Genomic DNA, 26,395 nt, shown 5'->3' with positions numbered 1-26,395 from the left:
GACCGGCCGTTTATATCAGGCCTGTCATGCCCCGGTGTGCACAGGGACAAAACCCGCGATTGTGCCTAAAACGAGTACTTCACGGTGAACTTGATCACCGGGCGCAGGCGCATTTCGCGCACCAGGTCGTCCACCCCGGCTTCGCCCTGGAAGACCCGGCTGATGCGCCCGATGTTCTGCGAATTCAGGGAAATGATGCCCAGGTCGGCATTGAAGCGCCAGGTGCCGGCGCCGGAGGGCTGGCCGTTCAGGCGAGCCGAGTACCCGGCACCCACGTACGGCACGGTCTGGTGTTCGTTGGCGGCGCGCTCGGGGTCGAGCACCTGGGCACCCAGGCTCAGGCCACCGTCGGCCGAGGGCTCTTGAAACGGCACGGCCGTGTTGCCGCGCACCAGCCCGACCGTGGCACGGAAACCCGAGCCCCAGGCGTAGTCACCCAGCAGGTGAGCACTTTGGAGGCGCAGGCCGCTGGTGGAACTGGCGCCGGGGTTGCCGGTCAAGGCGAACGGGTTGCCCAGCGGGGCACCGGTTTCTGCCACCACCAGGCCCATGCGCCCTTCCCAGTGGGGCCACAGGTTGAACTCGGTGGGTCTGAGTTCGGCCTGTGCCGCAGTGCCTGCCAGTGTGAGCGCCAGCGCCAGGGCGGCGGCACGGCGGCGGCGAGGTGAACCGGTGGGGGAGTGAAGCGCGCGCATGATGGGCTCCTGAACGTCGGGCATGCCTGCTTTTCGGCATCCCTTGCGTTTCATCGTAGGCCGAATGTGTTGCCCACACCAGCAGAGATGTGAGCACTCGTATCGGCTTTTTCACGGATGGGGCCCCCTCGCCCAGGGGGCGGTCCGGGTCAGTCCGGGCGGGTTTGCCCGCCGGTGCAGCGCACATGCCCGCCCAGGTCGAAGCGACCACTCACTTGCTGGAAGCCGGTGGCCTCCAGCAGGGCTTTCACGGGGGCGTGCTGGTCGTGGCCGTGTTCCAACAGCAGCCAGCCACCGGGGGCGAGGTGCTGGTGGGCCTGGGCCACCAGGTGCCGCAGGTCGGACAGGCCGTCGGGGCCAGCGGTCAGGGCGCTGATCGGCTCATGCACCAGGGCGGCCAGGTGCGGGTCACCCTCGGCGATGTAGGGCGGGTTGCTCACGATCACGTCGAACACTTCACCGGCGACGGGCTCGAACCACGAGCCCAGCAGGCAACGCACGGGCAGCTGCAGCGCCTGGGCGTTGGCCCGGGCCACGGCCAGGGCGACATCGCTGGCGTCCACGGCCGTGACCTGCGCCTGCGGGCGTTGCGACTGGATGGCCAGGGCGATGGCGCCGCTGCCGGTGCCCAGATCGAGCACGCGGCGTGGCGGTTCAGCGTGGTCTTCATGCCCTTTGCGTGCATCAGGCAGGCAGTCCAGGGCCCATTCCACCAGCACTTCGGTGTCGGGGCGGGGCACCAGCACGCCCGGGCCCACCTGCAGTGGCAGGCCGAAGAACTCTTTGTGGCCCAGCAGGTAGGCCACCGGCTCGTGGGCCAAGCGGCGCTGCAGCAGCGCGTCGAAGGCCTCGAAGCAGCCCGGTGGCAGGGCGTCGGTGTCGTGCGCCATCAGCCAGGTGCGGCTGCGCCCGCCCAGCAGGTGGCCGAGCAGCAACTGGGCGTCCAGGCGGTCCACGCCCAGGCGGCGGGCGTGGTTCAGGGCCTGGGCCACGGTGTCGGGGGCGCTCATGCGGGTCCGTTCAGGCCGTCGGGCCAAAGCCGCTGGCCGCTTCCAGCTCGGCCAGCTGTTCGGCGGCCTGGGCGGCCAGCAGGGCAGCAGTCACGTCGCCCAGGTCGCCTTCCATGATGGTGGTGAGCTTGTACAGCGTGAGGTTGATGCGGTGGTCGGTCAGCCGGCCCTGCGGGAAGTTGTAGGTGCGGATGCGGTCGGAGCGGTCGCCCGAGCCGATCAGGCCCTTGCGGGTGGCGGCCTCGCGGGCCTGGCGTTCGCTGCGTTCTTTGTCGCGCAGGCGGGCGGCCAGCACGGCCAGGGCCTTGGCCTTGTTGCGGTGCTGGCTGCGGTCGTCCTGGCACTCGGCCACCAGGCCGGTGGGCAGGTGGGTCACGCGCACGGCCGAATCGGTCTTGTTGATGTGCTGGCCGCCTGCGCCGCTGGCGCGGTAGGTGTCGATGCGCAGGTCGGCCGGATTCAGCTGCACCTCTTCGGCTTCATCGGGCTCGGGCAGCACGGCCACGGTGCAGGCGCTGGTGTGGATGCGACCTTGCGTTTCGGTGGCCGGCACGCGCTGCACGCGGTGGCCGCCCGATTCGAACTTCATGTGGCCGTACACGCCATGGCCTTCCAGGCGCAACACCACTTCTTTGTAGCCGCCCAGGTCGCTCTCGCTGGCCGACATGATCTCGACGCTCCAGCCCTGGCGTTCGGCGTGGCGGGTGTACATGCGGGCCAGATCGCCCGCGAACAGGGCCGATTCGTCGCCGCCGGTGCCCGCCCGGATTTCGAGGAAGGCGTTGCGCGCGTCGTCGGGGTCCTTGGGCAGCAGCTGGGTCTGCAGCTCGGCCTCCAGGCGCGCGATGTCGGCCTGGGCCTGGGTGATTTCTTCCTGCGCCATGGCCTTGAGCTCGGCGTCGCCGCTGGCGTCGTCCAGCATCTGGCGGGCGGTGTGCAGGTCGTCTTGCCGCTGGGCGTGCTCGCGGGCCATGGCCACCACGCGCGCCACCTCGGCATGCTCCTGCGACAGGGCCCGGTAGCGTTTCGGGTCGGACGCGGCACTGCCGTCGGCCAGTGTGGCGTCCAGCTCGGCGAGTCGGTGGGAGAGGCGGTCCAGCGAAGCAGCGAGCGAAGGGGCCAGGCCCCCGCTCACGAGCGGCGCTCCGGGGTGACTTCACCCCGCAGGAACAGGCGCGACACGGTCTCGGCCACTTGCGGGCGGTGGTGCGGGTCGGCGCTGTGCAGTTCGGCCAGCGCGCCGTGCAGCATCTTCTGGGTCAGGCCCCGCGACAGGGCTTCCAGCACGGCTTCGACATCGTCGCCCTTGGCCAGCATCTTGCGGGCGCGGGCCAGTTCGGTGGCGCGCCACACGTCGGCTTGCGACTGCAGGGCTTGAATGAGCGGCACGGTGGCGCGCTGGTCCAGCCAGTGCACGAAACCCTGCACGCCGGTTTCGATGATGGCTTCGGCCTGGGCCACGGCGGCCTGGCGTTTGGTGCCGGCGGTCTGCACCACGGCGCTGAGGTCGTCGACCGTGTACAGGTAGGCGTCGGCCAGCTGGCCCACCTCGGGCTCGATGTCGCGCGGCACGGCAAGGTCGACCATGAAGATGGGCTTGCGGCGGCGGGCCTTGATGGCGCGTTCGACCGCGCCCAGCCCGATGATGGGCAGGGTGCTGGCCGTGCACGAGACCACGATGTCGAACTCGTGCAGGCGCTGGGGCAGGTCACCCAGGCGCATGGCCTCGGCGCCCAGGTGGCTGGCCAGCTTTTCGCCACGCTCGAGCGTGCGGTTGGCCACGGCCATGGCCTTCGGGGTGCGCGCCGCGAAGTGGGTGGCGCACAGCTCGATCATTTCACCGGCGCCCACGAACAGCACCTTGGTGCGGCCGAGGTCTTCGAACACCTGGCCGGCCAGGCGCACGGCCGCCGCAGCCATGCTGATGGAGTGCGCGCCGATTTCGGTCGAGGTGCGCACCTCCTTGGCCACGGCAAAGCTGCGCTGGAACAGCTGGTGCAAGGTGGTGCCCAGGGTGCCGGCGGCGTCGGCCTCGCGCACGGCCTGCTTCATCTGGCCCAGGATCTGGGCCTCGCCCAGCACCATGGAATCCAGCCCGCTGGCCACGCGGAAGGCGTGCCGGGCCGCGGCCCCACCTTCGAGCACGTAGGTGTGGCGCAGCAGCTCGTCGGGGCTGACCTGGCCCACGCCGGCCAGCCATTCGATGGCGCGGTGCTGCAACTGGCGGCCGCCACCGGCCAGGGCGGGCGCGGCGCAGTACAGCTCGGTGCGGTTGCAGGTGGACAGCAGGGCGGCTTCGCCCGACAGGCGCTCGCGCAGGGCGGCCAGCGTCGGCCCCAACTGGTCCACGCTGAACGCAAAACGACCCCGCAGGTCGACGGCTGCGGTGGTGTGGTTCAAACCCAGGGCCAGGACGCTCATTCCAGAGATTATAAAATCTTGCGATGGCCTGTCAGAATGGCGGGTTTGCCCCACACCGCAGTCCATGGGCCCGCTCGACGCAATCTTCCACTTCGTGAACTTTCTGGCGCCTGCTTTGGGCATGGCCCTGATCCTGCCCACCCTGGTTCGGGTGGTGTGGTTCCGCGCGTTGAAATCGGTCAGCTGGGCCTTGATGGCCCGGCGCATTGCCGCCGTGGGCGTGGGGGTGTTGGTGGTGGGTGTGGTGGTGCTGGGGCGCGATGGCGCCATGCTCACCTACGCCGCCCTGGTGCTGGCTTCGGCCGGCACGGTGTGGTGGACGGCCTTTCGGGGCCGTCGCTGATCGGCCTTCGGGCCTGGGTTCAGGGTGCACCTTGCCGGGTGCTGGCCTGAGCGCGCAGATTCACGCGTGGTGTTCACGCTTGCACGAGTTGTTCGATGACCTTCAGCGTTAAGGAAATTTTCTACACCCTGCAGGGTGAAGGCACACATGCCGGGCGTCCGGCCGTGTTCTGCCGCTTTGCAGGCTGCAACCTCTGGACGGGCCGTGAGCAGGACCGCGCCAGCGCCGTCTGCCAGTTCTGCGACACCGATTTCGTGGGCACCGACGGCCTGGGCGGCGGCAAGTTCGACACTGCGCAGGCCCTGGCCGAGCGCATCGCCTCGTTCTGGCCGGCCACCCCGGCAGGCCAGCAAGGCCGCCGCTTCGTGGTGCTGACCGGTGGCGAGCCCCTGCTGCAGGTCAACCGCGCACTGATCGATGCCCTGCATGCTCAGGGTTTCGAGATTGCGGTCGAAACCAATGGCACGATCGCGGCCCCGGAAGGCCTGGACTGGATCTGCGTGAGCCCCAAGGCCGGCAGCACCCTGGTGCAGACCTCGGGCCACGAGCTGAAGGTGGTGGTGCCTCAGGCCGGGTTTTCGGAGGCTGACCTGCTGGCCTTCGAGCAACTGGACTTCGCCCAGCGCCGGGTGCAAGCCATGGACAGTGCGCAGCCGCAGGCGCGGCGGGCTGCGATGGAGTGGGCCGTTCAGTGGTGCCTGGACCACCCCAGCTGGTTGTTGAGCGTGCAGACGCACAAGACCCTGGGCATTCGCTGAAGCGGCCGCGCAAGGATCATCATGTTCGAGTTGAGTCAGACCTTTTCTTTCGATGCGGCCCACACGCTCAAGCGCAAGGTGTCCGCGGAGGAAGCCGCGGGCAGCCGCCGCATCCATGGCCACACCTACACGGCCGAAGTGTTCGTGTGCGGTGAGCGCCAGGCCGAATCCGGCATGGTGGTCGACCTGGCCGTGCTGCGCGCCGTGATCGCCGAGGTGCGCGAGCAGCTCGACCACCACTTCCTCGACGAAGTGGCCGGCCTGGGCGCGCCCACGCTGGAAAACCTGTGCGTGTTCATCTACGCCCGCGTGCACCAGCAACTGCCGCAGGTGTCTGCCGTGTCGGTGTCGCGTGCGGCCGGTGACCGCTGCGTGTACCGCCCGGCCTGACCTGGCCCTGGGCAGGGTTCGTGACAGGGCTTTGATCCGGCTGGCACACTGCCGCCCATGAACTGGTCAGAACGCAGCCGCCACGCCGTGTGGCACCCGTGCACCCAGATGAAGGTGCACGAACAGTTCCCGCCCCGCGCCATCGTGGCTGCCGAAGGGCCCTGGTTGATCGACGACCAGGGGCATCGCATCCTGGATGCGGTGAGTTCCTGGTGGGTGAACCTGTTCGGGCACAACTTCGCGCCCATCCGCGAGGCCATCACCGACCAGCTGCACCGGCTGGACCACACCATGCTGGCCGGCCTGACCCACCCGCCGGTGGTCGAGCTGTCAGAGCGCCTGGCCGCGCTCACGGGCCTGGGCCATGCGTTTTACGCCAGTGATGGCGCCAGCGCCACCGAGATCGCCCTGAAGATGAGCGCACACAGCTGGCGCAACCAGGGCCGCCCCGGCAAGCACCGTTTCATCGGCCTGCAAGGCGGCTACCACGGCGAAACCGCCGGGGCCCTGTCGGTGACCGACATCCCGCTGTTCCGCGAAGCCTACGCACCGCTGCTGCGCCTGAGCGCCACCTTGCCCTCGCCCGACCCGCGCCGGGCCGCACCGGGCGTGTTGGCGGCCGAGCACCTGCAACACTGCGTGGCCGCGCTCGAGGCCTACCTGGTCGAGCACCATGCGCACACGGCCGCTTTCATCATGGAGCCGCTGGTGCAGGGTGCCGCCGGCATGGCCATGCACGACGCCGCCTACCTGGTGGCGGTGCGCGAGTTGTGCACCCGCTTCAATGTGCACTGGATCGCCGACGAGATCGCCGTGGGCTTTGGCCGCACCGGCACGCTGTTCGCGCACCAGCAGGCCCTCGGTGCCGACGGGCAGCCGGTGCGCCCCGACTTCATCTGCCTGAGCAAGGGCCTGACCGGTGGCGTGCTGCCGCTGTCGTGCGTGCTGACCACCGACGCGGTGTACGACGCCTTCTGGCACGACCACACCACCCACGGTTTCCTGCATTCGCACTCGTACACGGGCAACCCGCTGGCCTGCCGCGCCGCGCTGGCCGTGCTCGACACCTTCGAGGCCCGTGACACCCAGGGCCTGGGCGTGCTGGACCACAACCGCGTGGCCGCCGCCCGCTTCAACGCCCTGGCCGAACCGCTGACCCGACACCCCCGGGTGAAGGCGCACCGGCACCTGGGCATGGTCTGGGCCTGGGACATCGACGTGGGCGAGCCCACCTTCGCCGCCCGGTTCCACCGCGCCGCCATGGACGAAGGCCTGCTGCTGCGCCCCATCGGCCACACCCTCTACGCCATGCCACCTTACGTGCTGACCGAGGCCGACCAGCGCCACCTGATCGACGGGTGCCTGCGTGTGCTCGACCGTGTGCTGCCCGAGTGCGACGCGCTGGCCGGCAGCCCTGTCGCCACGCCCACCGACCGCCCCTTGAACATGGCCTGACCCTTTCGCGAGACACATTGCTGCATGACCGCTTACTTCGTGACCGGCACCGACACCGGCGTGGGCAAGACCCGCACCAGCTGCGCCCTGATCCACGCCCTGCGCCGCGCCGGCCATGCCCGTGTGGTGGGCATGAAGCCCGTGGCCGCGGGATGCGAGTGGGTGGAGGGGCAGGGCGGCCAAAGTGGGCTCTCAGGCCACTGGCTCAATGAAGACGTGGCGGCCCTGCGCGCAGCCTCCAGCCTGCAGGTGCCGCCGGCCTTCGACAACCCCTATGCCCTGCCCGATGCCGTGTCGCCGCACATTGCCGCGCGCAATGACGAGGCGGTGATCGACCTGGGCCACCTGGAGGCCAGCTTCCATGCGCTGCAGGCTCATGCCGATGCGGTGGTGGTGGAAGGCGCGGGCGGCTTCATCGTGCCCCTGCACGACGGCCCGGAAGGCTTCGTGACCAGTGCCGACCTGGCCGCGCGCCTGCGCCTGCCCGTGGTGCTGACCGTGGGCCTGCGCCTGGGCTGCCTGAACCATGCCTTGCTCACGCAGGAGGCCATCTTGTCGCGCGGGCTGACCCTGGCCGGCTGGGTGGCCAACGTGATCGACCCCCACATGCCCGAGCAGGCCGCCAACCTGGCCACGCTGCAGAACCACCTGCAGGCGCCGATGCTGGCGCATTGGCCTTTCGATGCCGAGGCGCAGGCCGACCAGCTGCCCCTGCAACTGCCCTGAGGGGAGCGTTGGTCGCCGCCCGCTGAGCCAGGTGTCCGCGGGTTGCTGCCAAGGGGCACAAGGCCGCTGCACCGCTAGCATGCCTTCACACCAAAACAGGAGGCATTGCATGCATCGAATTCTCATGGCGTCCGTCCTGGTCGGCATGGTGGGGCTGGCCCAGGCCCAGTCCCCCAGCGGCTACACCACCACCGAACTGACCCTGCCCAGCGGCACGACCGGGTGTGTGCAGCCGCGCGTGAACGCCCGCGGGGACGTGCTGGCCGAGTGCGGCTACAAGAAAACCGTGAAGCGGGTGGGCGGCATCGGCGACAACCCGGGTGGCCTGCTGTTCAACCTGTTCCGCTCGACCACGGTCAGCACCACCTTCCTGCGGCCCGTGCTGTGGAAGGCCGGGCAGCGCACGACACCACAAACGCTGCCCGATGCCGTGGTGCCCACCACCAGTGCCGACAGCGTTCGCGTGGTGGGGTTCAACGCCTTGGGCGAGGTGCTGCTTCGCCACCAGGTGTCGAGCGCTGCTGGCGTCAGCCTGTGGCGCAATGGGGCATGGCAGGCGCTGAACCTGGGCGCCTCGGGCTTTTTCTCGGGCAGCAGCGTGGTGCTCAATGACCAGGGGGCCTTGGCCTTCCCGGTGCTGGACGCGGCGGGCAACACCGCGGTGCTGGTGCGCGAGCGCAGCGGGCAAGAACTCCGCACCGCGCCTTTCTTGCGCAGCGACGGCTACACCCAGCCGCTCTCTGACCTCGGGTTCAACAACCTGGGCCAGGTGGCCATGGGCCTGCTCAGGCCGTCATCGGGTTGCTGCCCCACGGGGTGTGTGAGCACGACCGGTTGCTACAGCGAACCGCTGGTCAGCCAGTGGTGGAATGGCAGTGCGTGGCGAGCGTTGCCGATGCTGGCCGCAGGCAATGCCTTTCTGCCTGTGGCACTCAATGACCACGGGCTGGCCGTGGGCCATGCTTCGGTGCGTGACGCCAGCGGTGCCACGCTGATGCACGTGTGGGACGGCGCCACTTACCAGCGCCTGGGTGTCGGCAGTGGCACGGTCACGGGCATCAACCGGGCCGGCACTGTGGTGGGCACCCAGAATGGGCTGGTCACCTACAAAGGCGTGAGCACCTCGGGTGCGTTTGTGTGGCGACAGGGCACGTTGACCGCACTGCAGCAACTGGTGAGCATTGGCAGTGGTCAGGCCCTGCTGAACGCGCCAGGCCTCAATGATGCCGGCCAGATCGCGGCCACGGCCGCCGACCCCTTGCGCACGGCCGGGCGTCTGTACCTGTTCACGCCCCGCTGAAGCGCAAGACCTTCAGGCCTCGGCTTGCCAGCGGTAGTCCATCTGCCGTGCCGTGGCCTGGGCCAGTGCAGGGCTCACCAGGCGTGCCACCACATGCAGGCTCATGTCGATGCCTGCCGAGATGCCCGCCGACGTGATCACCCGGCCTTCGTCCACCCAGCGCACTTGTTCCAGCACCTGCAGGGTCGGGAACTGTGCCCGCAAATCGGCGAGGTCTTCCCAGTGCGTGGTAGCCCGGTGGCCTTCCAGCACCCCGGCCTGGGCCAGCAGGAACGCACCGGTGCACACCGACACGGTCAGCTCGCAGCGGGCGGCCTGCACCGCGATCCACGCGATCACATCGGCGCGCACTCGCTCGGCATCGACCACGCCACCCGGGATCACCAGCACGTCCAGCGGTGGGTGGTCGTGCAGAGAGTGGTCGGGCAGCAGGCGCAAGCCGGCACGGGCCCGACGAGCCTGTGCATCGTGCGCCACCGCGCACACCTCGAACGGGGCCGGCTGCCCAGGCCACAGCTTGCCTGCCACCCGGCTGGCCGTGGTGAACACCTCGTAGGGGCCCGCGAAATCCAGGGCCTCGACCTCGTCGAACAGGTAGATGCCCACGCGGCGCGTGATGAATGCTGGGGTGTTCATGGTGGGTTGGTTGTTCATTCGCCCACCGAGTCTGTCATGGGCTGTGCTTCCCAGTTCCGCGCCAGCCACTGCCGAAGGCTGTCTGGCACGGCCTGGCCGCGTGCGCGCGAGGTGTCGTCGGGCACCGGCAAGCCCGGCTGCAGGTGCAGCGGGACCACCCCGGCCCAGGCCGGGTGTTCGGCATCTCCTTCCTTGTCGCGCGGGCCCCAGCTGCGCACCTTGGCGCTGGCTTCGTTCAGGGGCATCGACAGCACCAGCGTGGCTTTCAGCTCGCTGTCATCACCCTCACGCACTTCGGCCTGCCGGCCGGGGATCAACCGCTCCATGAAGGCGGCCAGCACGGCGGGCTTGTCGGCATCGGCCACCACCTCGAAGCAGCCATAAGCCACCACCGAACGGAAGTTCATCGAATGAGAGAAGGCTGAACGCGCCAGCACCAGCCCATCGAGGAGGGTGATGGCCACGCAGGCACTGACCCCGGCTGCCAGCCGCTTCATCATCGGGCTGCCGTTGGAGCCATGGATGTACAGGCGGTCGCCCACCCGCCAGCAGGCCGTGGGCAGGTTCACGGAAAAAGGCTCGCTGTCGGGCGCCTGCCCGCGCGTGTCGGTGAAGGCCACATGGCACAGCCAGGCCGCATCGACGATGGCGTGCACGGTGTCGGCGTCATAGTGGCCGCGCTCGGCGGCGCGCCGCACGGTGACTCGGGCGCTGGCGGGTGGGTGCATGGTGCTCCTGACTGATTGGTTTGGATGAAGTGGGTGCATCGTGCGCCACCCGTGGCACCATGAGAAGAACCACCCAAGCCACACACCATGGAGCCACGATGAGCGAGCTGAACGATCTGCTGGAGCCCACCACCTTCCGGGCTCAGGCCATGGGCCAGGGGCAGACCTTGCAGCGCGCCTTGTACGAGCGCCTGAAACAGGCCATCGGGCAGGGGCGGTTGTTGCCCGGCGCGCGGCTGCCGGGCAGTCGCGAGCTGGCGCTGGAGCTGGGCATGTCACGCAACGGCGTGATCCATGCCTACGAGCTGCTGACGGCCGAGGGGCATGTGCAGCCGACGCGCCAGGGCACGGTGGTGGCGCCCGTGGGCCGGCCGCCCAGCCCGCCTGTCACCAACCCCCGCAGCCTGCCCTGGCACCGCATGTCGCAACGCAGCGAGGGCTTCGATCGCCGCCGCACTGTGGCCGATGACCTGCAGCCTTTCATGCCGGGCATCCCGGCGCTCGATGCGTTTCCGCAAGCTGTGTGGGGCCGCAGCATGGCCCGCGCGCGGCAAATGGCGGGTGCCGACAGCCTGAGCTATCGCCCCGCAGCGGGTGAGCCCGAGCTGCGCCAGGCCATTGCCACCTACATGCGCGCGGCGCGTGGCCTGCAGTGCCATGCCGACCAGGTGTTCGTGACCGACGGCACGCAACAGGCGCTGGAGCTGGTGGCACGCTTGCTGGCTGACCCTGGTGACCTGGCCTGGATCGAACACCCTGGGTATGGCGGCGCCCGCTCGGCCTTCGTGTCGGCGGGCCTGAAGCTGCAACCCATCACCGTGGGCCCGGAAGGCATCGACCCGCCCGAGGCCTGGTGGTCAGAGCGCACGCCCCGGCTGGTCTACACCACGCCCTCCCACCAGTACCCGCTGGGCTGCACGCTGAGCCTGAGCCGGCGCCTGCACCTGATCGCACGGGCCCACGCGCACGGCAGCTGGTTGGTGGAAGACGACTACGACAGCGAGTTCCGGCACGATGGCCCGCCGTTGGCCGCCATGCAGGGCCTGGAGCCGCATGCCCCGGTGGTGTACGTGGGCACCTTCAGCAAGACCGTGTTCCCGGCGCTGCGCCTGGGCTTTTTCGTGGTGCCCGAGGCCGTGGTCGATCGGGTGGCCGGGGTGGTGGGCGCCTGGTGCCCGCGCGGGCACGCACTCAGCCAGTGGGCCCTGGCCGACTTCATCGACGAGGGGCATTTCACCCGGCATCTGCGGCGCATGCGGCGCCTGTACCGCGCGCGGCAGGCGGCGCTGCGCGAGGCGCTGGCGCGGCACTGGCCGCTGCCTGGCCAGGTGCTGGGCGGGCAGGCCGGCATGCACCTGGTGCTCAGCCTGCCGGCCACCCACGACGACCGTGCCCTGGCCTGGCTCGCCCACCAGGCCGGGCAAAGCCCGCGCCCCCTGTCGCTGTATGGCACCGGGGGCATCGACGGTTTCAATGGCCTGGTCATGGGCTATGCCAACACGCCCGAGGGCCGCATGAACCACCTGGTGAAACAGCTGGCGGAGCTGACCAAGGCCTGACATGCGTGGAGGCACCCGAAGCGGGCAACACAGCCTGGGCGATCTGCAGGCCTCGCCGGTTGGCGCGACAATTCCGCCATGAATTCGCCGCAGCCCTCCATCGCCACCCGCCTCACCCGCCTGCTGGGCATTGAACACCCCATCGTGCTGCCGGGCATGACCTATGTGGCCGTGCCCCGCCTGGTGGGCGCCGTGAGCCGCGCCGGTGGCCTGGGCATCCTGGCCTCGGGGGGGCTGTCCACCCAGGAATGCGCGCAGGCCATTGCCGACATCCGCGCCATCACCGACAAGCCCTTTGCCGTGGGCTGCAGCCTGGCGCTGCCCGGCGCGCGTGAATGCGTGAGCGTGGCCCTCGATGCGCAGGTGCCCGTGCTCAACATCTCGATGGGCAAGGGCGACTGGGTGATCGAGCGCGCCCATGCTTATGGTGGCAAGGTGATCGCCACCGTCTCCAACGAAAAGCATGCCCGGGCCGCCATCGACAGCGGGGTCGACGGCCTGATCGTGACCGGCCACGAAGCCGCTGCCCATGGCGGAAAAGTCACGTCGATGGTGCTGCTGCCTGCGGTGCGCGACCTGTGCGACCTGCCCATCATTGCCGCCGGCGGTGTGGCCGATGGCCGTGGCCTGGTGGCTGCGCTGGCCCTGGGCGCCGACGCCGTGGCCATGGGCACCCGTTTTGCCACCTCGCTGGAAAGCCCGCTGCATGCCGACACCAAGCAGCTGGTGGTGTCCAAGGCGGCCGAAGCCACCATCTACTCGAAGAACTTCGACACCTACCCCTGCCGCGTGATGGACACCGCAGGCGGCCGCAAGTACACCGCACGCCCGCTGAGCCCGCCGGTGGCCCTGACCCGTTCGGTGCAGGCCGCGCTGGAGATCGACCGCCCCTTGATGGACCTGGCCCGCGATGCCATGGCCCAGGGCCCGGCCCAGGCCGTGCGCACCGCCTATTTCGGCGCGGCCACGCTGGCCATGCGCAAGGCCATGTACGAGGCCAACCACGACGAGGGCGTGCAGCTGATCGGCCAGAGCCAGGGCCTGGTGCACGATGTGGTCTCGGTGGACGAGATCATGGCGCGTACCGTGGCCCAGGCCCGCGAGGCACTGGCCCAGCTTCAACGCGGCTTTGTCTGACGCGTTGACAGCGCCTTCACGCATGACAGCCCGGCGCGATGAGGCTAAGGTGGTGGCATGCGTGAACCTTCATCCGACCTGTTGCTGACGCCCTCGAACCCAGCCCTGCGTCGCCGTGGGCGGGTTGTGGCCGCGGTGTCGGTGGCGGTGCTGCTCACGGCCTGCAACCTGCTGCAGACGGTGTACAACCAGGCCCCCCGGTATGTGCAATGGCGCACCAACGTGGCCCACCACTTCACCGACGATCAATACGAACTGGCGCAGGGTGCCATTCGCCGCTGGTTCCAGTGGCAGCGCGCCGAGCAGATGCCCCAGGTGGCCGAGCTGCTGCGCCTGGCGGCACTCGATGTGAAGGGGCCCATCACCCCGGCCCTGGCCTGCGAACGCCGCGAGGCCTACCTCCAGGTGGCCAAGGCTGCCGTGGCCGAGGCCGCCCCGCTGGCGGGCGCCGTCATGGTGCAGCTGGGCCCCAGGCAGCGTCAGCGGGTGGCCGAGTTCTTCGATGACACCAACGACGAGTTTCGTGACCGCTACATCGACCCCGACCCGCAGAAGCAAGCCCAGCTGGCCGTGAAGTTCATGGAAAAGTGGGGCTCGCTGGTGTACGGCGATTTCACCGAGCCTCAGCGCACGCAGTGGGCGCGCGAGGTGCAGGCTTTGCCCTTCAATGCCAGCACCATCCTGCAGGAGTTTCAGCGCTTCCAGCGGGGCTACCAGCAGCTGCTCAAGGACGTGCCCGAACAGAAGCTGAGCCCGGCACAGGCCGGTGCCCGCCTGCAGGCCCTGGTACTCGACGGCATCGACCCCCAAGAGCCCCTGCGCAAGGCCCAGATGCAGCGCTGGGTCCAGGCCGGTTGCGGCTTTGCCGCCAGCCTGCAGAACCAGACCACGGCCGCGCAGCGTGAGCGCGCCTCGCGGCAGCTGTTCGGCTGGCAGGCCGACGTGGTCGAAATCGCCAGCAGCCGCTGAATCAGGCTTACAGCGGAGACCTTCAGCGCAGACCTTTGCGCGCTTGCTGCAAGGCCTTCCAGAACGATGCGTCTTGCGCCGTGGCCACGTTGATGCGCATCAGCGTGGTGGGTTGCCGGTTGGCATGGAACAGGGTGCCCGGTGCGATCAACCAGCCGGCGTCCAGCATGGGGTGGGTCAGGCGTTCGGTGTCCACGCCCACTTCCACCCACCCGAACAGGCCCTGAGGCTCGCTCACGAACCGGCAACCGTGCTGGCGAACCAGTTGCGCGCAGCGGCTGCGGGCCGCGTCGAGCTGTTGCACCACCCGCTCCACATGCCGGCGCAGCGTGCCTTGTTCCAGACATTGCGCCACGGCCCGCTCCAGCACGGGCGGCGTGGTGAGCGTGCTCAGCAGCTTGGTGTGCACCAGCCGGTCCACCAGCGCGGCGGGCGCGGCGATGTAGCCCACGCGCCAGCCGGGGGCCAGCACCTTCGAAAAGCTGCCCACCGAGATCGTGCGCTGCAGGTCATCGAGCACGCTCAGGCGCGTGGCGTGTGGCGGCGCCAGCATGGCGTAGATGTCGTCTTCGAGGATGTGGAAGTTGTGCTGTTCGGCCAGGCGCAGCACCTGGTGGGCATGCCCGGGCGACAGCATGGCGCTGGTGGGATTGTGCAGCACCGACACGGTCACGTACAGCTTGGGCTTGTGCGCGGCGGCCAGCTGCGCCAGCACCGCCAGGTCGGGGCCATCGGGCCCGCGCGGCACGGGCAGGATGCGCGCACCCATCAGCTGCAGGCGGGCGAATTCGGCGGCCCAGCCGGGCTCGTCCACCAGCACGGCGTCACCGGCCTGCAGCAAGGTGCGCGAGACAATGTCCAGCGCGTTGGCCGCCCCCACGGTGGTGATGATTTGCGAGGGGGGTGCTTTCAGGCGCCATTCGCTCAGCTTGTGGCTCAGCGCCTGACGCAGTGATTCATCGCCCAGCGGGTCACCGTAGTGCAGGCTGAGCGAGCCCAGCTTTTCGGCTTGCGTGGCCTTGCGCAAGGCGGCACCCAGCATGGGCGCATCCAGCCACTCGGGCGGCAAGGTGCCAAGGGCCGGCATGGCGCGGTGCCCGGGCTGGTGGAACATGCCCCGGATCAGCGCGGTGGCGTCGATGGGGCGGCTGGGCTCGAAGATGCGGGATGGCGCCTGGGTGTCACGGGGCTTGCGCACGGTGGCCTGCCGCACGAAGAAGCCGCGCTGGCTGCGCGCTTCCACCAGGCCACGGGCCTGAAGCTGGTCGTAGGCGGCCACCACGGTGTAGGGGCTGACCTGGTGCGCCTTGGCGCATTCGCGCACCGAGGGCAGCCGGGTGCCCGGCGGCAGCAGGTGCTGCTCGATGCGGTCGGCAAAGCGCTGAACCAGCTGTTCGGTGAGGGTCTGGTCGCTGTCGCGTGTCAGTGAGGCAGGCATGCGTGTGCTGGTGGCATGACCGGTACAGAGTGATGCTTTGATCGCTGTTCTGTGCTGGTTCTGTGTTGGTGTGGCTGCCTACATTGCCACACATGAACTCGATCACGCAAGCCCCGACCCTGGCCCAGGGGTCACCCGCTCGGTCTGCCCGAAGCGCCTGGCTCACCCGGTTTCAGCACCCCCTGGTGCTGGGCCTGCTGGCGGTGCTGATGTTCGCCATGACCATCCCCATGACCCGCCTGGCCACCGTGCAAGAAGGGCATGCGCAACTGCCGCCCGCCTTCATCGCCACGGCGCGCAGCGTGCTGGCGGCCCTGGTGTCGGCGCTGTACCTGTGGCACACGCGTGCCGCATGGCCCGCACGAGCCCAGTGGCCTTGCCTGGTGGCTGTGGTGGCGGGTGGGGTACTGGCCTTTCCGCTGGGCATGGGCTGGGCCGTGAGCCAGCTGCCGGCCTGGCAGGTGGCCATGGGCACCGCCATATTGCCCCTGTTCACGGCCGCGCTGGCCAGCGTGTGGATGGGGCAGCGCCCGCCGGCGCGTTTCTGGTGGGCCGGTCTGGCGGGCGCAGCGCTGGTGGCCTGGTTCGGGTGGCAGCAATCGGCGCAGGCCGCTGCGTCGGCCGTGGGGCTTGCCCCGGGCCTTGCAGGGGAGGGCGCTGGCCGCGTTCACCCGGTGGGCTGGGCCTGGGGGAGCTTGCTGGTGGGTTTGCTGGGCGCTGCCATGGCCTATGTGGGGGGAGCACGTGCAGCCCGGCACATGCCGGCTGCACAGGTGATGTCGTGGGCCCAGTTGCTGGCCTTGCCCTTGACGGCGCCGCTCACCCTGTGGGCGGTGCAACAGGCGCTGGGCGGCCAGGTGTCGACCCAGGCGCTGCAGCAGGCCTGCGCGCAGGTCGGTGCGCCCGCGTGGTGGGCCCTGCTGTACGTGGGCGTGGTGTCGAGCTGGCTGGGCTTTCTGGCCTGGTACGCCGCCCTGGCCCGTGATGCCCTGCGGGTGAGCCAGTGTCAGCTGCTGCAACCGCTGGTGGCCGTGGTGCTGGCCCATGCCCTGCTGAGCGAGGCCGTGAGCGCCTGGGCCTTGCCCGTCGGTCTGTGCGTGGCCTTGTGCATGTGGTTCGGGCAGCGCAGCTTGCGGCGCTGACACCGCGTCACCCGGCCGATCACCTTCCCCATGCCCTGGGCATGAACCTTTCGGAGACCCCGACCATGCGCACTGCGCCAACCTCGTCCACCTGGCGGCTGTCTGATGCCGCACACGCATTGCAGCCTTCGGCGGTGCGCAACATCCTGCAGCTCACGCAGAACCCCGAGGTGTTGTCGCTGGCCGGCGGGCTGCCTGCGCCCGAGGCCTTTCCGGTCGAGGCCCTGGCCGAGGCCAGTGCGCGAGTGTGGCGCGATCAGGCCCACCGCAGCCTGCAGTACAGCACCAGCGAGGGCCTGCCAGCCTTGCGCCAGTGGGTGGCCGACCACCTCCGGGCGCAGGGGCATCGCGTGCAGGCCGAGCAGGTGCTGATCACCACGGGTTCGCAGCAGGGGCTCGACCTGCTGGGCAAGGTGCTGATCGACCCCGGGCAGCCCGTGTGCATGGGCTCGCCCACCTACCTGGGTGCGGTGCAGAGCTTTTCACCCTACAGGCCGCAGTGGCTGGCCTGGCGACCTGACCATGCCGTGCCGCCTCAGGCTCGCCTGGCCTATGCGGTGCCCAACTTCCACAACCCCACCGCACACGCCATGGGCCTGGCCGAGCGCCTGGCCTGTGTGCAGCAGGTGGCCCAGGCGGGCGTGCCGCTGATCGAAGACGACCCCTACGGCGCGCTCTGGTACGACCAGCCGCCTCCGCCCAGCCTGGCCAGTCTGGCGCCCGACGACGTGGTGCACCTGGGCAGCTGGTCGAAGGTGCTGGCCCCTGGCCTGCGGCTGGGCTTCCTCGTGTGCCCGGCTTCGCGCATGGACACCCTGGGGCACCGCCTGCTGCTGGCCAAGCAGGGCGCTGACCTGCACACCTCCACCTTTGATCAGGCGCTGGTGCTGAGCCTGCTGCAGCAAGGCTTCTCGCTGGAAGGGCATCTGCAGCAGGTGCGTGCCCGGTATCGACAGCAGCGCGATGCCATGGCTCAGGCGTTGCAGCGGCACATGCCACCCGGATGGCACTGGGCCCTGCCCGAGGGTGGCATGTTCTTCTGGGTGCAAGGCCCGCCCGGCACCTGCACCACGGCCTTGCTGCCGCGCGCCCTGGCCCAGGGCGTGGCCTATGTGCCGGGCGCGGCCTTCGATCTGCCGCAACCCGGGCGTGCGCCGGCCGATGCACCCAGCGCGCACTGCATGCGGCTGTCCTTCGTCACGCTGGGCCCTCAGGCCATTGACGAGGCCGTGAGACGGTTGTCGCAAGCCCTGATACCCTTGGGCGATGTCTCTTGTTCAAGCCCTTGAAGCGCGCCTGGCCGACTGGCAGCGGGCGCAGCGTCAACGCATCCGCCGCCAGGTGCAGCCCCTGCGGGCCCCGGTCGAGCTGCCCGCCGACCAGGCCGACTGCCGCGGCACCACCTACCTCATCAATGGCCAGCCGAGGCTGTCCTTCGGCAGCAACGATTACCTGGGCCTGTCGCAGCACCCGGCCCTGATCGAAGCCGCCCAGCGTGCCGTGGCGCAGTACGGCGTGGGATCGACCGCCTCGCCACTGGTGTGTGGCCACAGCCCCGCGCATGAGGCGCTGGAAGCCGAACTGGCCGCCCACGTGGGCCTGCCCCGTGCCCTGTATTTCTATGCCGGTTATGCGGCCAACGTGGGCCTGTTGCCAGCGCTGGTGGGCAAGGGCGATGCGATCTTTTCCGATGCCCTCAACCACGCCTGCCTGATCGATGGCGCACGCCTGTCGCGTGCCGACATCCACATCACCCCGCATGGTGACCTGAGCGCGTTGGACCAGGCCCTGGGCGCCAGCACCGCGCGCCACAAGCTGGTGGTCAGTGATGCGGTGTTCAGCATGGATGGCACCGTGGCCGACGTGCCTGCGCTGCTGACCTTGTGCGAGCGCCACGACGCCTGGCTGGTGATCGACGATGCCCATGGCTTCGGCGTGCTGGGCGAACACGGCGAAGGGGTGCTGGCCCATTTCGGCATGGCCGGTGTGAACGGGGTGGCTCCGACCTGGCAGGGGCGCCTCGACCGCCTCGTGTACATGGCCACGCTGGGCAAGGCCGCCGGGGTGGCAGGTGCGTTCGTGGCCGGGCACCCGTCGGTGATCGAATGGGTCATGCAGGCGGCACGCACCTACATGTTCGCCACGGGGGCGCCGGCCATGGTGGCCGAGGCCTTGCGTGCGGGCCTGCATCTCATCCGTCACGAACCCCAACGCCGCCAGCACCTGGCGGCCTTGCGTGCGCAGCTGGTCGAGGGCATCGAGGCGGCAGGCCTGCCCTGGGCCCTGTGGCCTTCTCCCACGGCCATCCAGCCCCTGGTGATCGGCAGCAACGACCAGGCCCTGGCCGTGATGCAGTCGCTCGACTCGCAAGGCGTGTGGGTGCCAGCCATTCGTCCACCCACCGTGCCCGAAGGCACGGCCCGCTTGCGCATTTCGCTGTCGGCCGCGCACACGGCAGGCCATGTCGACCAGTTGCTGCGGGCCTTGCGGGCATGAGCACACGGCCGATCCTGATCCGGCCCATGCAGGCCGATGACGTGCCCGCCATGCTGGCAGTGCAGGCCCAGTGCTACCCGCCGCACATGAACGAGCCCGCCGATGTCTTGCTGGCGCGCTGGCAAGCCTGTGGCGACACCGCCTGGGTGGCTTGTGATGCGCAGGGGCAGGTGGCGGCCTACCTGGTGGCGTACCGCTCGGTGTGGGGCAAGGTGTCGCCACTGGGGCAGGCGTTCGCGCACGCCGCACAGCCGGAGGTGCTGTACCTGCATGACCTCGCCATTGGCCAGGCCTTGCGTGGGCAGGGCGCGGCGCAGGCCCTGGTGGCTGCAGCCCGGCAGCTTGCGCAAGCACAGGCCCTGCAGGGCTCGACGCTGGTGTCGGTCAATGGGTCGCTGGCGTTCTGGCAGCGCCTGGGCTGGCAGGTCATGTCGCTGGAGGCCGCAGGCCAGCGTGCACTGGCCACCTACGCCGACGATGCGGTGTACATGGGCTGGCGGCCAACTTGGTGATTCTGGTGCATCAAGGCCCAGGGCGCGTGACGCTGGGCTGCACACTGTCTGTCAGGGAGCGCAAGGCATGGGCCCGACGGAGCACCGTGTCCACAGTGCCTTCCAGCAGTTTCAAGACATGCTCGAATCCTGACTGGTTGCCGAAGTAGGGGTCGGGTATCTCGGAGCCCACCGGGTGTCCTGCAAAAGGCATCAGCATGTGGATCCGGGCATGCCCCTGAGGTGGGCTGCGTCTGAGCGTTTGCAGGTGCACCGCCTGGTCCATGGTCAGCACCAGATCACTGTCACAGATCAGGGCTGAATTCAATGTCCTGGCCTTGAATCTTGCATCGACTGGGTAGCCGCCGCGCGCCAGTGCCTGAACCGCTCGGGGGTCGGCTGCCTCACCCTGATGCCTGGAAGAAGTGCCCGCGGATGACACCTGCACGCCTGCTCCCAATGGATGACGGGCCGCCTGGTGCGTGAAAACACTGGCGGCCATTGGCGATCGGCACAGATTGCCCATGCAAACGAACAGGATGCGAACCATCCGCGCATGGTACCCGGGAAAAGAAAAAGCCCGCCAAGGCGGGCTTTTCGCGCGGAGCAGAACCAATCAGGCTTGCTGACGGCGGCGGGTCGCCAGACCCAGGCCGGCCAGGGCCAGGCCGATCAGGGCCACAGAGCCCGGCTCAGGCACATTGAACGACAGGAAGCCGTTCATCGTGGCTTGACGGAACATCCAGGGTTTGCCGTCGGCGTCGCCTGTACCGTTGAACAGTTGCTCATCGGTCGGGGTGGCCGGCTTCACGTTGTTTGACAGCAACCAGGTGATGGCGAGCGGGTCGGCCAGCCACTTGTCGTAGAAGTTCATGCCATTGGGCGACACATCGGTCCAGAATTGCTGTGCGAAGGCCAGTTCAGAGGCACTCATGCCAGAGAAGTTCAACACACCAGAGATGTCCTGGTTGTTGATGCCGTTCACGGTGTTCTGCACGGTCAGACCCAGAACCTTCTTTGACACGGTCGCGTTCACGAAGTACACCGTGATGTCGCCGCTGGTGTAGTTCACCAGACCGTCAGCCGAAACCACCGAACCCTTGAAGGTGTAGTCGTAAGTCAGGCCCCAGCTGCCGGGCACCAGGCTGTACAGCGAAGGGATGGTGCCTGCCGCGGTCGAAGCCGAGATGAAACCGTTCGAATCAAAGGGGCTGACGGGGCTGTTGATCGTGTCGATGTCCAGCTGACCCACGTTCGGCAGTGCCGAAGAGGTCGCACCGCTGGCGATCTGCAGTTGGGTGCCCAGGATGTTCTGGTTCACGCCCGAGACGAAGCCCAGGTTGTTCAGCTGGGTGGTGCGGTTGGATTCGATCACCTCGGTGCCCACGGTGTACGGACTGCCTTGGTAGCCGATCGTGGACAGGGTTCCGGAATAACCCAGCGAGTTGGCGGCGCTGGTCGTCGTGCTGCCATTGGAGCCGAAGTCAACGCCAGTGTTGATGGTGAACGGAGTGGCGGAAGCAGCGGCGTGCAGCATGCCCATGCCGGCGGCGAGCGACAGACCCAGAATTTGATGTTTCATGATGGCTCCAGAAAATGGTGAGCTTGAACTGCTCGCAAATAAGCAAACGGTGTGCCAAAAGTTGCAGCCCCAACAAATTCAACGACTTGCGCGATCTGGGTGGCCTGCTCACCTCAATCGTGTAAAAAAAACTGACACTTTTCTGTGGCGCTTGGCCTGACCGATGTCGAATTCCTTTCCGTCTCGTGCAAAAAGAGGCCCGCCGCACCATCGAATGTAGGGGGGTGGAACCGCCTCAATGGTGGGTTCTGTTGGGTGTCGGATTGCGATACAGTGCCTTCGGTCTGAAGGAATTCTTACATCTGGAGGTTGTCTTGAGGTTCTTCCATGCGGGCGTGTCGGCCCTTGTTCGCTGGTGCACTGTCATGATGCTTGCGGCCTGGTTGGCCGGGTGTGCCTCCAGCCCCCACCCCGCGGCGCCCGCGGTGGTCGAAAGTGGGTCGTCTGATTACATCATCGGTCCGGGCGACGCCTTGAGCATCACGGTGTGGCGCAACCCTGAGTTGTCCATGTCGGTGCCTGTGCGCCCTGACGGCAAAATCTCTGCGCCTCTGGTGGAAGAGTTGGTGGCTCAGGGCAAGACCTCGGCGCAACTGGCGCGTGACATCGAAGGCGCCCTCGGCAAATTTGTTCGTGATCCTGTGGTCACGGTGATCGTCACGGGGTTCGTCGGGCCCTACAGCCAGCAGATCCGAGTGGTTGGCGAGGCGGCACGTCCGCAGGCGCTTCCCTTCAAACAGAAAATGTCAGTGCTGGACGTCATGATCGCGGTGGGCGGGCTCACTGACTTTGCCGACGGCAACCGCGCCACCTTGGTTCGTGCTGCCGAAGGCAACAAACGCTATGCCGTTCGGCTTCATGATCTGATCAAGCGAGGTGACATTTCGGCCAACGTCGAGATGCAGCCTGGCGACGTGCTGATCATTCCCCAAGGCCTGTTCTGACCCGCTGGGTGGTCGTGGTTGCAATTCCACCAAGCGGAGCGATGGCACTGGCATGGATGAGCTGATCAAACAACTGTCCACGGTGGCCCGTGGCATGTGGATGTACCGGCGCGTCGCCATGGCGGTGGCCTGGGTGGTGGCCTTGGCCATGGCGGCGTTCGTGTTCCTCATGCAGGATCGGTATGAGGCATCTGCGCGTGTTCACGTGGACACCGAATCGATCCTCCGTCCGCTCATGAGCGGTCTGGCGGTCCAGCCAAACGTCGAGCAGCAGGTTCAGATGTTGAGCCGTACCCTGATCAGTCGCCCCACGATCGAGCGCCTGATCCGGAACGCCGACCTCGACCTCAGCATCAAGACCAAAGCAGAGCGAGACGCCCTGATCGATCAGGTCACCAAAGAGATCCAGGTTCGCACCACAGGGCGCGACAACCTGTACACCTTGTCTTACCGCGACACTTCCCCCGAGCGGGCGCAACGCGTGGTGCAGGCGCTGGTCACCATTTTTGTCGAGTCCAGCCTGGGTGCCTCCAGGACCGACACCGACTCAGCGCGCCGCTTTCTCGACGAGCAGATCAAATCGTACGAAAACAAGCTGTCGGAGGCAGAAACCCGCCTGAAAGAGTTCAAGCTTCGGAACATCGAGCTGCAGGGTGAGACCGATTCGGCGGGCCAGATCGCGCAGCTCACGGCGCAACTCAGCGAAGCCAGCCTGCAGCTGCGTGAGGCTGAGAGTGCACGTGAAGCCGCGCGTCGCCAGATCGATCAGGCCCGTGGTGCACTGACACGGGTCAGTGATGGGGGATCCTCCATCGCAACACCTGAAATCGACAGTCGACTGGATGCGCAAAAGCGCCAGCTGGATGCCTTGCTGCAGCGCTTCACCGAGCAGCATCCCGATGTGCTCAACACCCGCCGCCTGATCAAAGAACTTGAAGATCAAAAGAAGCGGGAGCAAGAAGAAAAGCGCGTGGCTGCGGCCAAGCAACCGTCTGCGTTGCTGGAAAGCAGTCCCGCCCTGCAGGAACTCAGCCGCACCATGGCCACGGCCGAGGTGCAGGTGGCAGGCTTGCGTGCCCGTGTGGGTGAGTACAACGCCCGGCTGGCCCAGGCGCAAGCCAGACTCAAACTCGCACCCCAGCTGGAAACTGAATTGGCCCAGTTGAACCGCGACTACGAGATCCACCAGAAGAACTACAACGATCTGGTGTCTCGGCGTGAGTCTGCCAACTTGTCCAGTGAGCTTGAAACCGCGTCCAACGTGGCCGATTTCCGCGTGATCGATCCGCCGCGCGCGGGCAACAAGCCCGCAGCGCCCAACCGTGCCCTGCTCATGCCGGGCGCACTCATCGTCGGCCTGGCTGCGGGCATGGGCGTCGCCTTCCTGCTGTCACAGATCCGCCCGGTGTTTTTCGACGCTGCCTCGCTGCGCCAGGTGTCGGGCATGCCCTTGCTGGGGGTGGTCTCGCTGGTGGTCAATGACGCGCGCCGTCGCATTGAGCGGCGCAGCCTCTTCAGGTTTTTGTTGGCCTTGGCCGCGTTGGTGATCTTGTTTGTGGGGCTGGTGGCCTACCTGGTGTTCCGCACCGGTTTTTCGGGTTGAGGGGCGAGACGTCATGACCAACTCCATCGAACAGGCCGCTCTGCGTCTGGCGCAACTGCGGCAGGCGGGGGCTCAGATGCCCGATGACCTGCCGCCTCTGCCTGGGCCCTCTGCGCCTGGGCTGCCGGTTCCTGCCGAACGAGCCACGGTGCCCTCGCCCGACATGCCCTCCGAAAAGAAGGCACGTCAACCCCTCGGTCAGCCAGTCTCGCGTTCCATCGAGATCGATTTCGACCGCCTCGCAGCCATGGGGTTCGTGACGCCTTCGTCGCCTCGGTCGTCGGTAGCAGATCAGTACCGTGTCATCAAACGCCCGTTGCTGGACAATGCGCGCGGGCGCAGCGCGGCCCACGTGCTGCATGGCAACCTGATCATGGTCACCAGCTCGATGCCAGGTGAGGGCAAGAGCTTCACCGCCGTGAACCTGGCCCTTAGCCTGGCCATGGAAGTGGACTACACCGTCATGCTGGTCGATGCCGACGTTGCCAGGCCCTCCTTGATGAAAGTGCTCGGTTTGCCCCCTGGACCGGGTTTGCTGGACCTGCTGGTGGACGACAAGGTGGAGATGTCTCAGGTGCTTTTGCGCACCAACATCGAGAACCTCACGCTCTTGCCCAGCGGCTCGCCGCGTGACAGTGCCACCGAGTTGCTCGCAAGCGCTGCCATGACCCGCTTGGTCGAGGACATGGGGAAGCGTTACCCTGACCGCATCATCATTTTCGATTCGCCACCGCTGTTGCTCACCACCGAATCGCGTGTGCTGGCCACGCACATGGGGCAGATCGTGATGGTGGTTCAGGCTGAGAAAACCTTGCAATCGCAGGTGAAGGCTGCGTTGTCCACCATCGAGGCCTGCCCGGTCAAATTGATGGTGCTCAACCAGGCCCGAACATCTGGTGGGGAAGCCTACGGTTACGGCTATGGATATGGCCATGGATATGGTTACAGCCATGCCGACATGGCCTCCAATGCGCAATCACCGTCCCTGCCGGCTCCACCGTCAGGATCGGGGCAGGGGGGCTGATGACCACCCGTCGCACATGGACTTGCCTGCTGTCGGTGCTTGGGGTGCTTGGGGTGCTTTTGCCTTCGGCTCACGTGCAAGCGCAGACCGCGCAGACCGCGCAGGCGGGCGCAAGCGGTCGCTCGCGAATCGAGTACCGGCTGGACTCGCGTGTGCGATGGTCTGATCAGCTGGGCGGAGGTGCGGTGTCATCGGCCAGTGGTGGGGCGCAGGTGGAGTTGTCGCCGGGGTTTCTGTGGTCTAGCACGCGCCCTGGCTTGCGCGGCTCGGTCGACTATGGCTTGACCCTTCAATCGCGCACGGCCGGCAATGAGCCCCAGCAGCTGCGGCATGCATTGAACAGTGCGTTGCAGCTCGAGCTGGTGGATCAGCATGCCTACCTGGACTTGGCCGGCACGGTCAGTCGTCAGCCGGTGTCTGCCTTGGGCACTTTGTCTGGCAGTGCTGTGTCCGATGTGAACCACGCCCAAACTTCCAGCTGGCGTCTGTCGCCGGTCGTCCGAGGCTTGTTGCCCCATCGCATTTCCCTGGAGGCGCGTCATGCCTGGAATCTTCAGCAATCCGACGCAGGCAATCGACCAGACTCACTGGGGCAAACCAGTTCGCTGGCATTGTCCCAGCCCCTGGCCAGCGGCGCGAGTTGGTCTTTGACGGGCGCCGAGCAGGTGTCCTCCTACCAGGGCGCGGCCATCAAGGCCCGTCTGACTTCCTTGCAAGGGCAAATGAACTGGCCTTGGGGTGCCCAATGGGCAGGCAATCTGCGGGTGGGCTCCGAGACGTCCAACCAGCAGCGGGCTGGGCAGGGGGCTCAGGCCACCTACGGCGCGGGTCTGGTCTGGCGACCGTCGGAGCGCACCCGCTTCAGCGGCAATGTGGTGGAGCGTTTTTTCGGGCGCAGCCACGACATTGCCTTCAGCCATCGCATGGCGCGCAGTGCTTTCACTTTGACCGATGTGCGGGACCTGAGTCTGGGCACTGGCACCGAAACCGCGGTGCTGGGTACCCTGCGAGAGCTGTTTGATCTTCAGCTGACCCCCCTGGAGGCCGACCCGATTGCGCGGGCACGCCTGGTGGATGCAGAACTCCGCCGTCGAGGTTTGTCAGGCAGCACGCCAGTTGCTGTGAGTTACCTGACCTCTCGGCCCACCCTCCGCCGTTCGCAGACTGCATCGTTTCTCTGGACCACCACCCGACAGACCTATGCCGTGAACTGGACTCAAAGTGACACCCGCACATTGTCTGGTGACGCTCGCCAGGTCGGCGATGACCTTGATCAGGGCGGCGAGATTCAGACCACCGGTTGGCAGTTGACCTTCAGTCACCGGCTCACACCCGTGGCCACATTGTCGGCTGGCTGGTCGGCGCAGAGCAGTGAGGCGCCGCGAACGGGTGTTCGCAGTGCCACACACACGGGCCAACTGGGCCTTTCCACCCGTTTTGGATTGCGCACATCAGGTGGTTTGCAGTGGCGTCAAAGTCGCTCGCAGACGCTGAACAGTGCCACCCACGAAAACGAGCTGATCGGTAACCTCCTGCACCAGTTCTGAC

At 67.6% G+C, this 26,395-nt stretch carries 26 protein-coding genes; 17 read left to right on the top strand and 9 right to left on the bottom strand.

From position 1 onward, the window contains the following. Positions 1-65 precede the first annotated feature (65 nt). The 4 genes from EYS42_RS11290 to hemA form a co-directional block, all read right to left on the bottom strand. Positions 66-695, bottom strand: a complete 630-nt coding sequence (locus EYS42_RS11290; protein WP_130968261.1) for a hypothetical protein — start codon at positions 693-695, stop codon at positions 66-68. A gap of 149 nt (positions 696-844) precedes the next feature. After that, positions 845-1,705, bottom strand: a complete 861-nt coding sequence (prmC, locus tag EYS42_RS11285) for a peptide chain release factor N(5)-glutamine methyltransferase (protein ID WP_130968260.1) — start codon at positions 1,703-1,705, stop codon at positions 845-847. A 10-nt stretch (positions 1,706-1,715) separates the two neighbouring features. After that, positions 1,716-2,828: a peptide chain release factor 1 gene (gene prfA, locus EYS42_RS11280; RefSeq protein WP_130968473.1), complete on the bottom strand. Its 1,113-nt coding sequence runs from the start codon at positions 2,826-2,828 to the stop codon at positions 1,716-1,718. Between the two features lie 8 nt (positions 2,829-2,836). Continuing rightward, the gene (gene hemA / locus EYS42_RS11275; RefSeq protein ID WP_130968259.1) at positions 2,837-4,126 is read right to left on the bottom strand and encodes a glutamyl-tRNA reductase; all 1,290 of its coding nucleotides are present in this window, start codon (positions 4,124-4,126) and stop codon (positions 2,837-2,839) included. 64 nt (positions 4,127-4,190) lie between these two features. Between hemA and EYS42_RS11270 the strand changes: the two genes are divergently transcribed. The 6 genes from EYS42_RS11270 (at position 4,191) to EYS42_RS11250 (ending at position 9,098) form a co-directional block, all read left to right on the top strand. Beyond that, a complete protein-coding gene (locus tag EYS42_RS11270; RefSeq protein WP_130968258.1) occupies positions 4,191-4,469 on the top strand; it encodes a hypothetical protein in 279 nt (92 codons plus the stop codon). 95 nt (positions 4,470-4,564) lie between these two features. Continuing rightward, a complete protein-coding gene (queE, locus tag EYS42_RS11265) occupies positions 4,565-5,227 on the top strand; it encodes a 7-carboxy-7-deazaguanine synthase (RefSeq protein WP_130968257.1) in 663 nt (220 codons plus the stop codon). A 21-nt stretch (positions 5,228-5,248) separates the two neighbouring features. Further along, positions 5,249-5,617: a 6-pyruvoyl trahydropterin synthase family protein gene (locus EYS42_RS17320; RefSeq protein ID WP_245503613.1), complete on the top strand. Its 369-nt coding sequence runs from the start codon at positions 5,249-5,251 to the stop codon at positions 5,615-5,617. A gap of 57 nt (positions 5,618-5,674) precedes the next feature. Further along, positions 5,675-7,072, top strand: coding sequence for an adenosylmethionine--8-amino-7-oxononanoate transaminase (bioA, locus tag EYS42_RS11260; protein ID WP_165456742.1), 1,398 nt, complete (start codon positions 5,675-5,677; stop codon positions 7,070-7,072). A gap of 24 nt (positions 7,073-7,096) precedes the next feature. Next, complete coding sequence (bioD, locus tag EYS42_RS11255; protein ID WP_130968256.1) at positions 7,097-7,798, top strand: dethiobiotin synthase; 702 nt, start codon at positions 7,097-7,099, stop codon at positions 7,796-7,798. 109 nt (positions 7,799-7,907) lie between these two features. Beyond that, positions 7,908-9,098, top strand: a complete 1,191-nt coding sequence (locus EYS42_RS11250) for a hypothetical protein (RefSeq protein WP_130968255.1) — start codon at positions 7,908-7,910, stop codon at positions 9,096-9,098. 12 nt (positions 9,099-9,110) lie between these two features. Here the strand turns inward: EYS42_RS11250 and EYS42_RS11245 are convergent, their stop codons facing one another. Then, positions 9,111-9,734, bottom strand: coding sequence for a DJ-1/PfpI family protein (locus EYS42_RS11245; protein WP_130968254.1), 624 nt, complete (start codon positions 9,732-9,734; stop codon positions 9,111-9,113). 14 nt (positions 9,735-9,748) lie between these two features. Then, the gene (locus EYS42_RS11240; RefSeq protein ID WP_425358897.1) at positions 9,749-10,462 is read right to left on the bottom strand and encodes a pyridoxamine 5'-phosphate oxidase family protein; all 714 of its coding nucleotides are present in this window, start codon (positions 10,460-10,462) and stop codon (positions 9,749-9,751) included. A gap of 98 nt (positions 10,463-10,560) precedes the next feature. Here EYS42_RS11240 and pdxR point away from each other — a divergent pair, with 98 nt between their 5' ends. The 3 genes from pdxR (at position 10,561) to EYS42_RS11225 (ending at position 14,127) form a co-directional block, all read left to right on the top strand. Further along, positions 10,561-12,021: a MocR-like pyridoxine biosynthesis transcription factor PdxR gene (pdxR, locus tag EYS42_RS11235; protein ID WP_165456741.1), complete on the top strand. Its 1,461-nt coding sequence runs from the start codon at positions 10,561-10,563 to the stop codon at positions 12,019-12,021. A gap of 78 nt (positions 12,022-12,099) precedes the next feature. Next, entirely contained in the window at positions 12,100-13,158 is a 1,059-nt protein-coding gene (locus tag EYS42_RS11230; protein ID WP_130968251.1) for an NAD(P)H-dependent flavin oxidoreductase, read from the top strand. Between the two features lie 57 nt (positions 13,159-13,215). Continuing rightward, positions 13,216-14,127 carry a DUF6279 family lipoprotein gene (locus EYS42_RS11225; protein WP_130968250.1) on the top strand — a complete coding sequence of 304 codons (912 nt, stop codon included), beginning with the start codon at positions 13,216-13,218 and terminating at the stop codon, positions 14,125-14,127. Between the two features lie 22 nt (positions 14,128-14,149). On the opposite strand, the gene EYS42_RS11220 is transcribed toward EYS42_RS11225, so the two are convergent. Next, the gene (locus tag EYS42_RS11220) at positions 14,150-15,565 is read right to left on the bottom strand and encodes an aminotransferase-like domain-containing protein (RefSeq protein WP_130968249.1); all 1,416 of its coding nucleotides are present in this window, start codon (positions 15,563-15,565) and stop codon (positions 14,150-14,152) included. A gap of 92 nt (positions 15,566-15,657) precedes the next feature. Here EYS42_RS11220 and EYS42_RS11215 point away from each other — a divergent pair, with 92 nt between their 5' ends. The 4 genes from EYS42_RS11215 (at position 15,658) to EYS42_RS11200 (ending at position 19,715) form a co-directional block, all read left to right on the top strand. Further along, positions 15,658-16,707, top strand: coding sequence for a DMT family transporter (locus EYS42_RS11215; protein WP_130968248.1), 1,050 nt, complete (start codon positions 15,658-15,660; stop codon positions 16,705-16,707). A gap of 65 nt (positions 16,708-16,772) precedes the next feature. Then, on the top strand, positions 16,773-17,996 hold the full coding sequence (locus tag EYS42_RS11210; RefSeq protein WP_130968247.1) for an aminotransferase-like domain-containing protein: 1,224 nt from the start codon (positions 16,773-16,775) through the stop codon (positions 17,994-17,996). Continuing rightward, complete coding sequence (gene bioF / locus EYS42_RS11205; protein ID WP_130968246.1) at positions 17,974-19,203, top strand: 8-amino-7-oxononanoate synthase; 1,230 nt, start codon at positions 17,974-17,976, stop codon at positions 19,201-19,203. Before EYS42_RS11210 ends, bioF begins: the two co-directional genes overlap by 23 nt. Then, positions 19,200-19,715 (top strand): GNAT family N-acetyltransferase, encoded by a 516-nt coding sequence (locus EYS42_RS11200; RefSeq protein WP_130968245.1) that lies wholly within the window; start codon positions 19,200-19,202, stop codon positions 19,713-19,715. Before bioF ends, EYS42_RS11200 begins: the two co-directional genes overlap by 4 nt. 10 nt (positions 19,716-19,725) lie before the next feature. Here EYS42_RS11200 and EYS42_RS11195 read toward each other — a convergent pair whose 3' ends face one another. Both EYS42_RS11195 and EYS42_RS11190 read right to left on the bottom strand, forming a co-directional pair. After that, positions 19,726-20,244 carry a low molecular weight protein-tyrosine-phosphatase gene (locus EYS42_RS11195; RefSeq protein WP_130968244.1) on the bottom strand — a complete coding sequence of 173 codons (519 nt, stop codon included), beginning with the start codon at positions 20,242-20,244 and terminating at the stop codon, positions 19,726-19,728. Between the two features lie 66 nt (positions 20,245-20,310). Continuing rightward, positions 20,311-21,276, bottom strand: a complete 966-nt coding sequence (locus EYS42_RS11190; protein WP_130968243.1) for a PEP-CTERM sorting domain-containing protein — start codon at positions 21,274-21,276, stop codon at positions 20,311-20,313. Between the two features lie 365 nt (positions 21,277-21,641). Between EYS42_RS11190 and EYS42_RS11185 the strand changes: the two genes are divergently transcribed. The 4 genes from EYS42_RS11185 (at position 21,642) to EYS42_RS11170 (ending at position 26,394) form a co-directional block, all read left to right on the top strand. Continuing rightward, positions 21,642-22,220 (top strand): XrtA/PEP-CTERM system exopolysaccharide export protein, encoded by a 579-nt coding sequence (locus tag EYS42_RS11185; RefSeq protein WP_130968472.1) that lies wholly within the window; start codon positions 21,642-21,644, stop codon positions 22,218-22,220. Between the two features lie 52 nt (positions 22,221-22,272). Continuing rightward, on the top strand, positions 22,273-23,823 hold the full coding sequence (locus EYS42_RS11180; protein WP_130968242.1) for an XrtA system polysaccharide chain length determinant: 1,551 nt from the start codon (positions 22,273-22,275) through the stop codon (positions 23,821-23,823). Between the two features lie 13 nt (positions 23,824-23,836). Beyond that, a complete protein-coding gene (locus tag EYS42_RS11175; RefSeq protein WP_130968241.1) occupies positions 23,837-24,847 on the top strand; it encodes an XrtA-associated tyrosine autokinase in 1,011 nt (336 codons plus the stop codon). A gap of 74 nt (positions 24,848-24,921) precedes the next feature. Continuing rightward, positions 24,922-26,394, top strand: coding sequence for a TIGR03016 family PEP-CTERM system-associated outer membrane protein (locus EYS42_RS11170; protein ID WP_165456739.1), 1,473 nt, complete (start codon positions 24,922-24,924; stop codon positions 26,392-26,394). The last annotated feature ends 1 nt before the right edge of the window (position 26,395 follow it).

This window comes from Aquabacterium lacunae, from assembly GCF_004310865.1.
Classification (GTDB): Bacteria; Pseudomonadota; Gammaproteobacteria; order Burkholderiales; family Burkholderiaceae_C; genus Aquabacterium; species Aquabacterium lacunae.
Note: the sequence above shows the minus strand (reverse complement) of the source record. Positions and strands in the feature narration are given on the sequence as shown.

Excerpts from the sequence above, each read along its gene's own strand:
- EYS42_RS11210 (WP_130968247.1), top strand. The coding sequence starts at position 16,773 with ATGCGCACTGCGCCAACCTCGTCCACCTGGCGGCTGTCTGATGCCGCA.
- queE (WP_130968257.1), top strand. The coding sequence starts at position 4,565 with ATGACCTTCAGCGTTAAGGAAATTTTCTACACCCTGCAGGGTGAAGGC.
- EYS42_RS11185 (WP_130968472.1), top strand. The coding sequence starts at position 21,642 with ATGATGCTTGCGGCCTGGTTGGCCGGGTGTGCCTCCAGCCCCCACCCC.
- EYS42_RS11225 (WP_130968250.1), top strand. The coding sequence starts at position 13,216 with ATGCGTGAACCTTCATCCGACCTGTTGCTGACGCCCTCGAACCCAGCC.
- EYS42_RS11190 (WP_130968243.1), bottom strand. The coding sequence starts at position 21,276 with ATGAAACATCAAATTCTGGGTCTGTCGCTCGCCGCCGGCATGGGCATG.
- hemA (WP_130968259.1), bottom strand. The coding sequence starts at position 4,126 with ATGAGCGTCCTGGCCCTGGGTTTGAACCACACCACCGCAGCCGTCGAC.
- EYS42_RS11230 (WP_130968251.1), top strand. The coding sequence starts at position 12,100 with ATGAATTCGCCGCAGCCCTCCATCGCCACCCGCCTCACCCGCCTGCTG.
- EYS42_RS11270 (WP_130968258.1), top strand. The coding sequence starts at position 4,191 with ATGGGCCCGCTCGACGCAATCTTCCACTTCGTGAACTTTCTGGCGCCT.
- EYS42_RS11240 (WP_425358897.1), bottom strand. The coding sequence starts at position 10,462 with ATGCACCCACCCGCCAGCGCCCGAGTCACCGTGCGGCGCGCCGCCGAG.
- EYS42_RS11200 (WP_130968245.1), top strand. The coding sequence starts at position 19,200 with ATGAGCACACGGCCGATCCTGATCCGGCCCATGCAGGCCGATGACGTG.
- bioF (WP_130968246.1), top strand. The coding sequence starts at position 17,974 with ATGTCTCTTGTTCAAGCCCTTGAAGCGCGCCTGGCCGACTGGCAGCGG.
- EYS42_RS11215 (WP_130968248.1), top strand. The coding sequence starts at position 15,658 with ATGAACTCGATCACGCAAGCCCCGACCCTGGCCCAGGGGTCACCCGCT.
- bioD (WP_130968256.1), top strand. The coding sequence starts at position 7,097 with ATGACCGCTTACTTCGTGACCGGCACCGACACCGGCGTGGGCAAGACC.
- EYS42_RS17320 (WP_245503613.1), top strand. The coding sequence starts at position 5,249 with ATGTTCGAGTTGAGTCAGACCTTTTCTTTCGATGCGGCCCACACGCTC.
- EYS42_RS11175 (WP_130968241.1), top strand. The coding sequence starts at position 23,837 with ATGACCAACTCCATCGAACAGGCCGCTCTGCGTCTGGCGCAACTGCGG.
- EYS42_RS11220 (WP_130968249.1), bottom strand. The coding sequence starts at position 15,565 with ATGCCTGCCTCACTGACACGCGACAGCGACCAGACCCTCACCGAACAG.
- pdxR (WP_165456741.1), top strand. The coding sequence starts at position 10,561 with ATGAGCGAGCTGAACGATCTGCTGGAGCCCACCACCTTCCGGGCTCAG.
- prmC (WP_130968260.1), bottom strand. The coding sequence starts at position 1,705 with ATGAGCGCCCCCGACACCGTGGCCCAGGCCCTGAACCACGCCCGCCGC.
- bioA (WP_165456742.1), top strand. The coding sequence starts at position 5,675 with ATGAACTGGTCAGAACGCAGCCGCCACGCCGTGTGGCACCCGTGCACC.
- EYS42_RS11250 (WP_130968255.1), top strand. The coding sequence starts at position 7,908 with ATGCATCGAATTCTCATGGCGTCCGTCCTGGTCGGCATGGTGGGGCTG.
- EYS42_RS11180 (WP_130968242.1), top strand. The coding sequence starts at position 22,273 with ATGGATGAGCTGATCAAACAACTGTCCACGGTGGCCCGTGGCATGTGG.
- EYS42_RS11195 (WP_130968244.1), bottom strand. The coding sequence starts at position 20,244 with ATGGTTCGCATCCTGTTCGTTTGCATGGGCAATCTGTGCCGATCGCCA.
- EYS42_RS11290 (WP_130968261.1), bottom strand. The coding sequence starts at position 695 with ATGCGCGCGCTTCACTCCCCCACCGGTTCACCTCGCCGCCGCCGTGCC.
- EYS42_RS11245 (WP_130968254.1), bottom strand. The coding sequence starts at position 9,734 with ATGAACACCCCAGCATTCATCACGCGCCGCGTGGGCATCTACCTGTTC.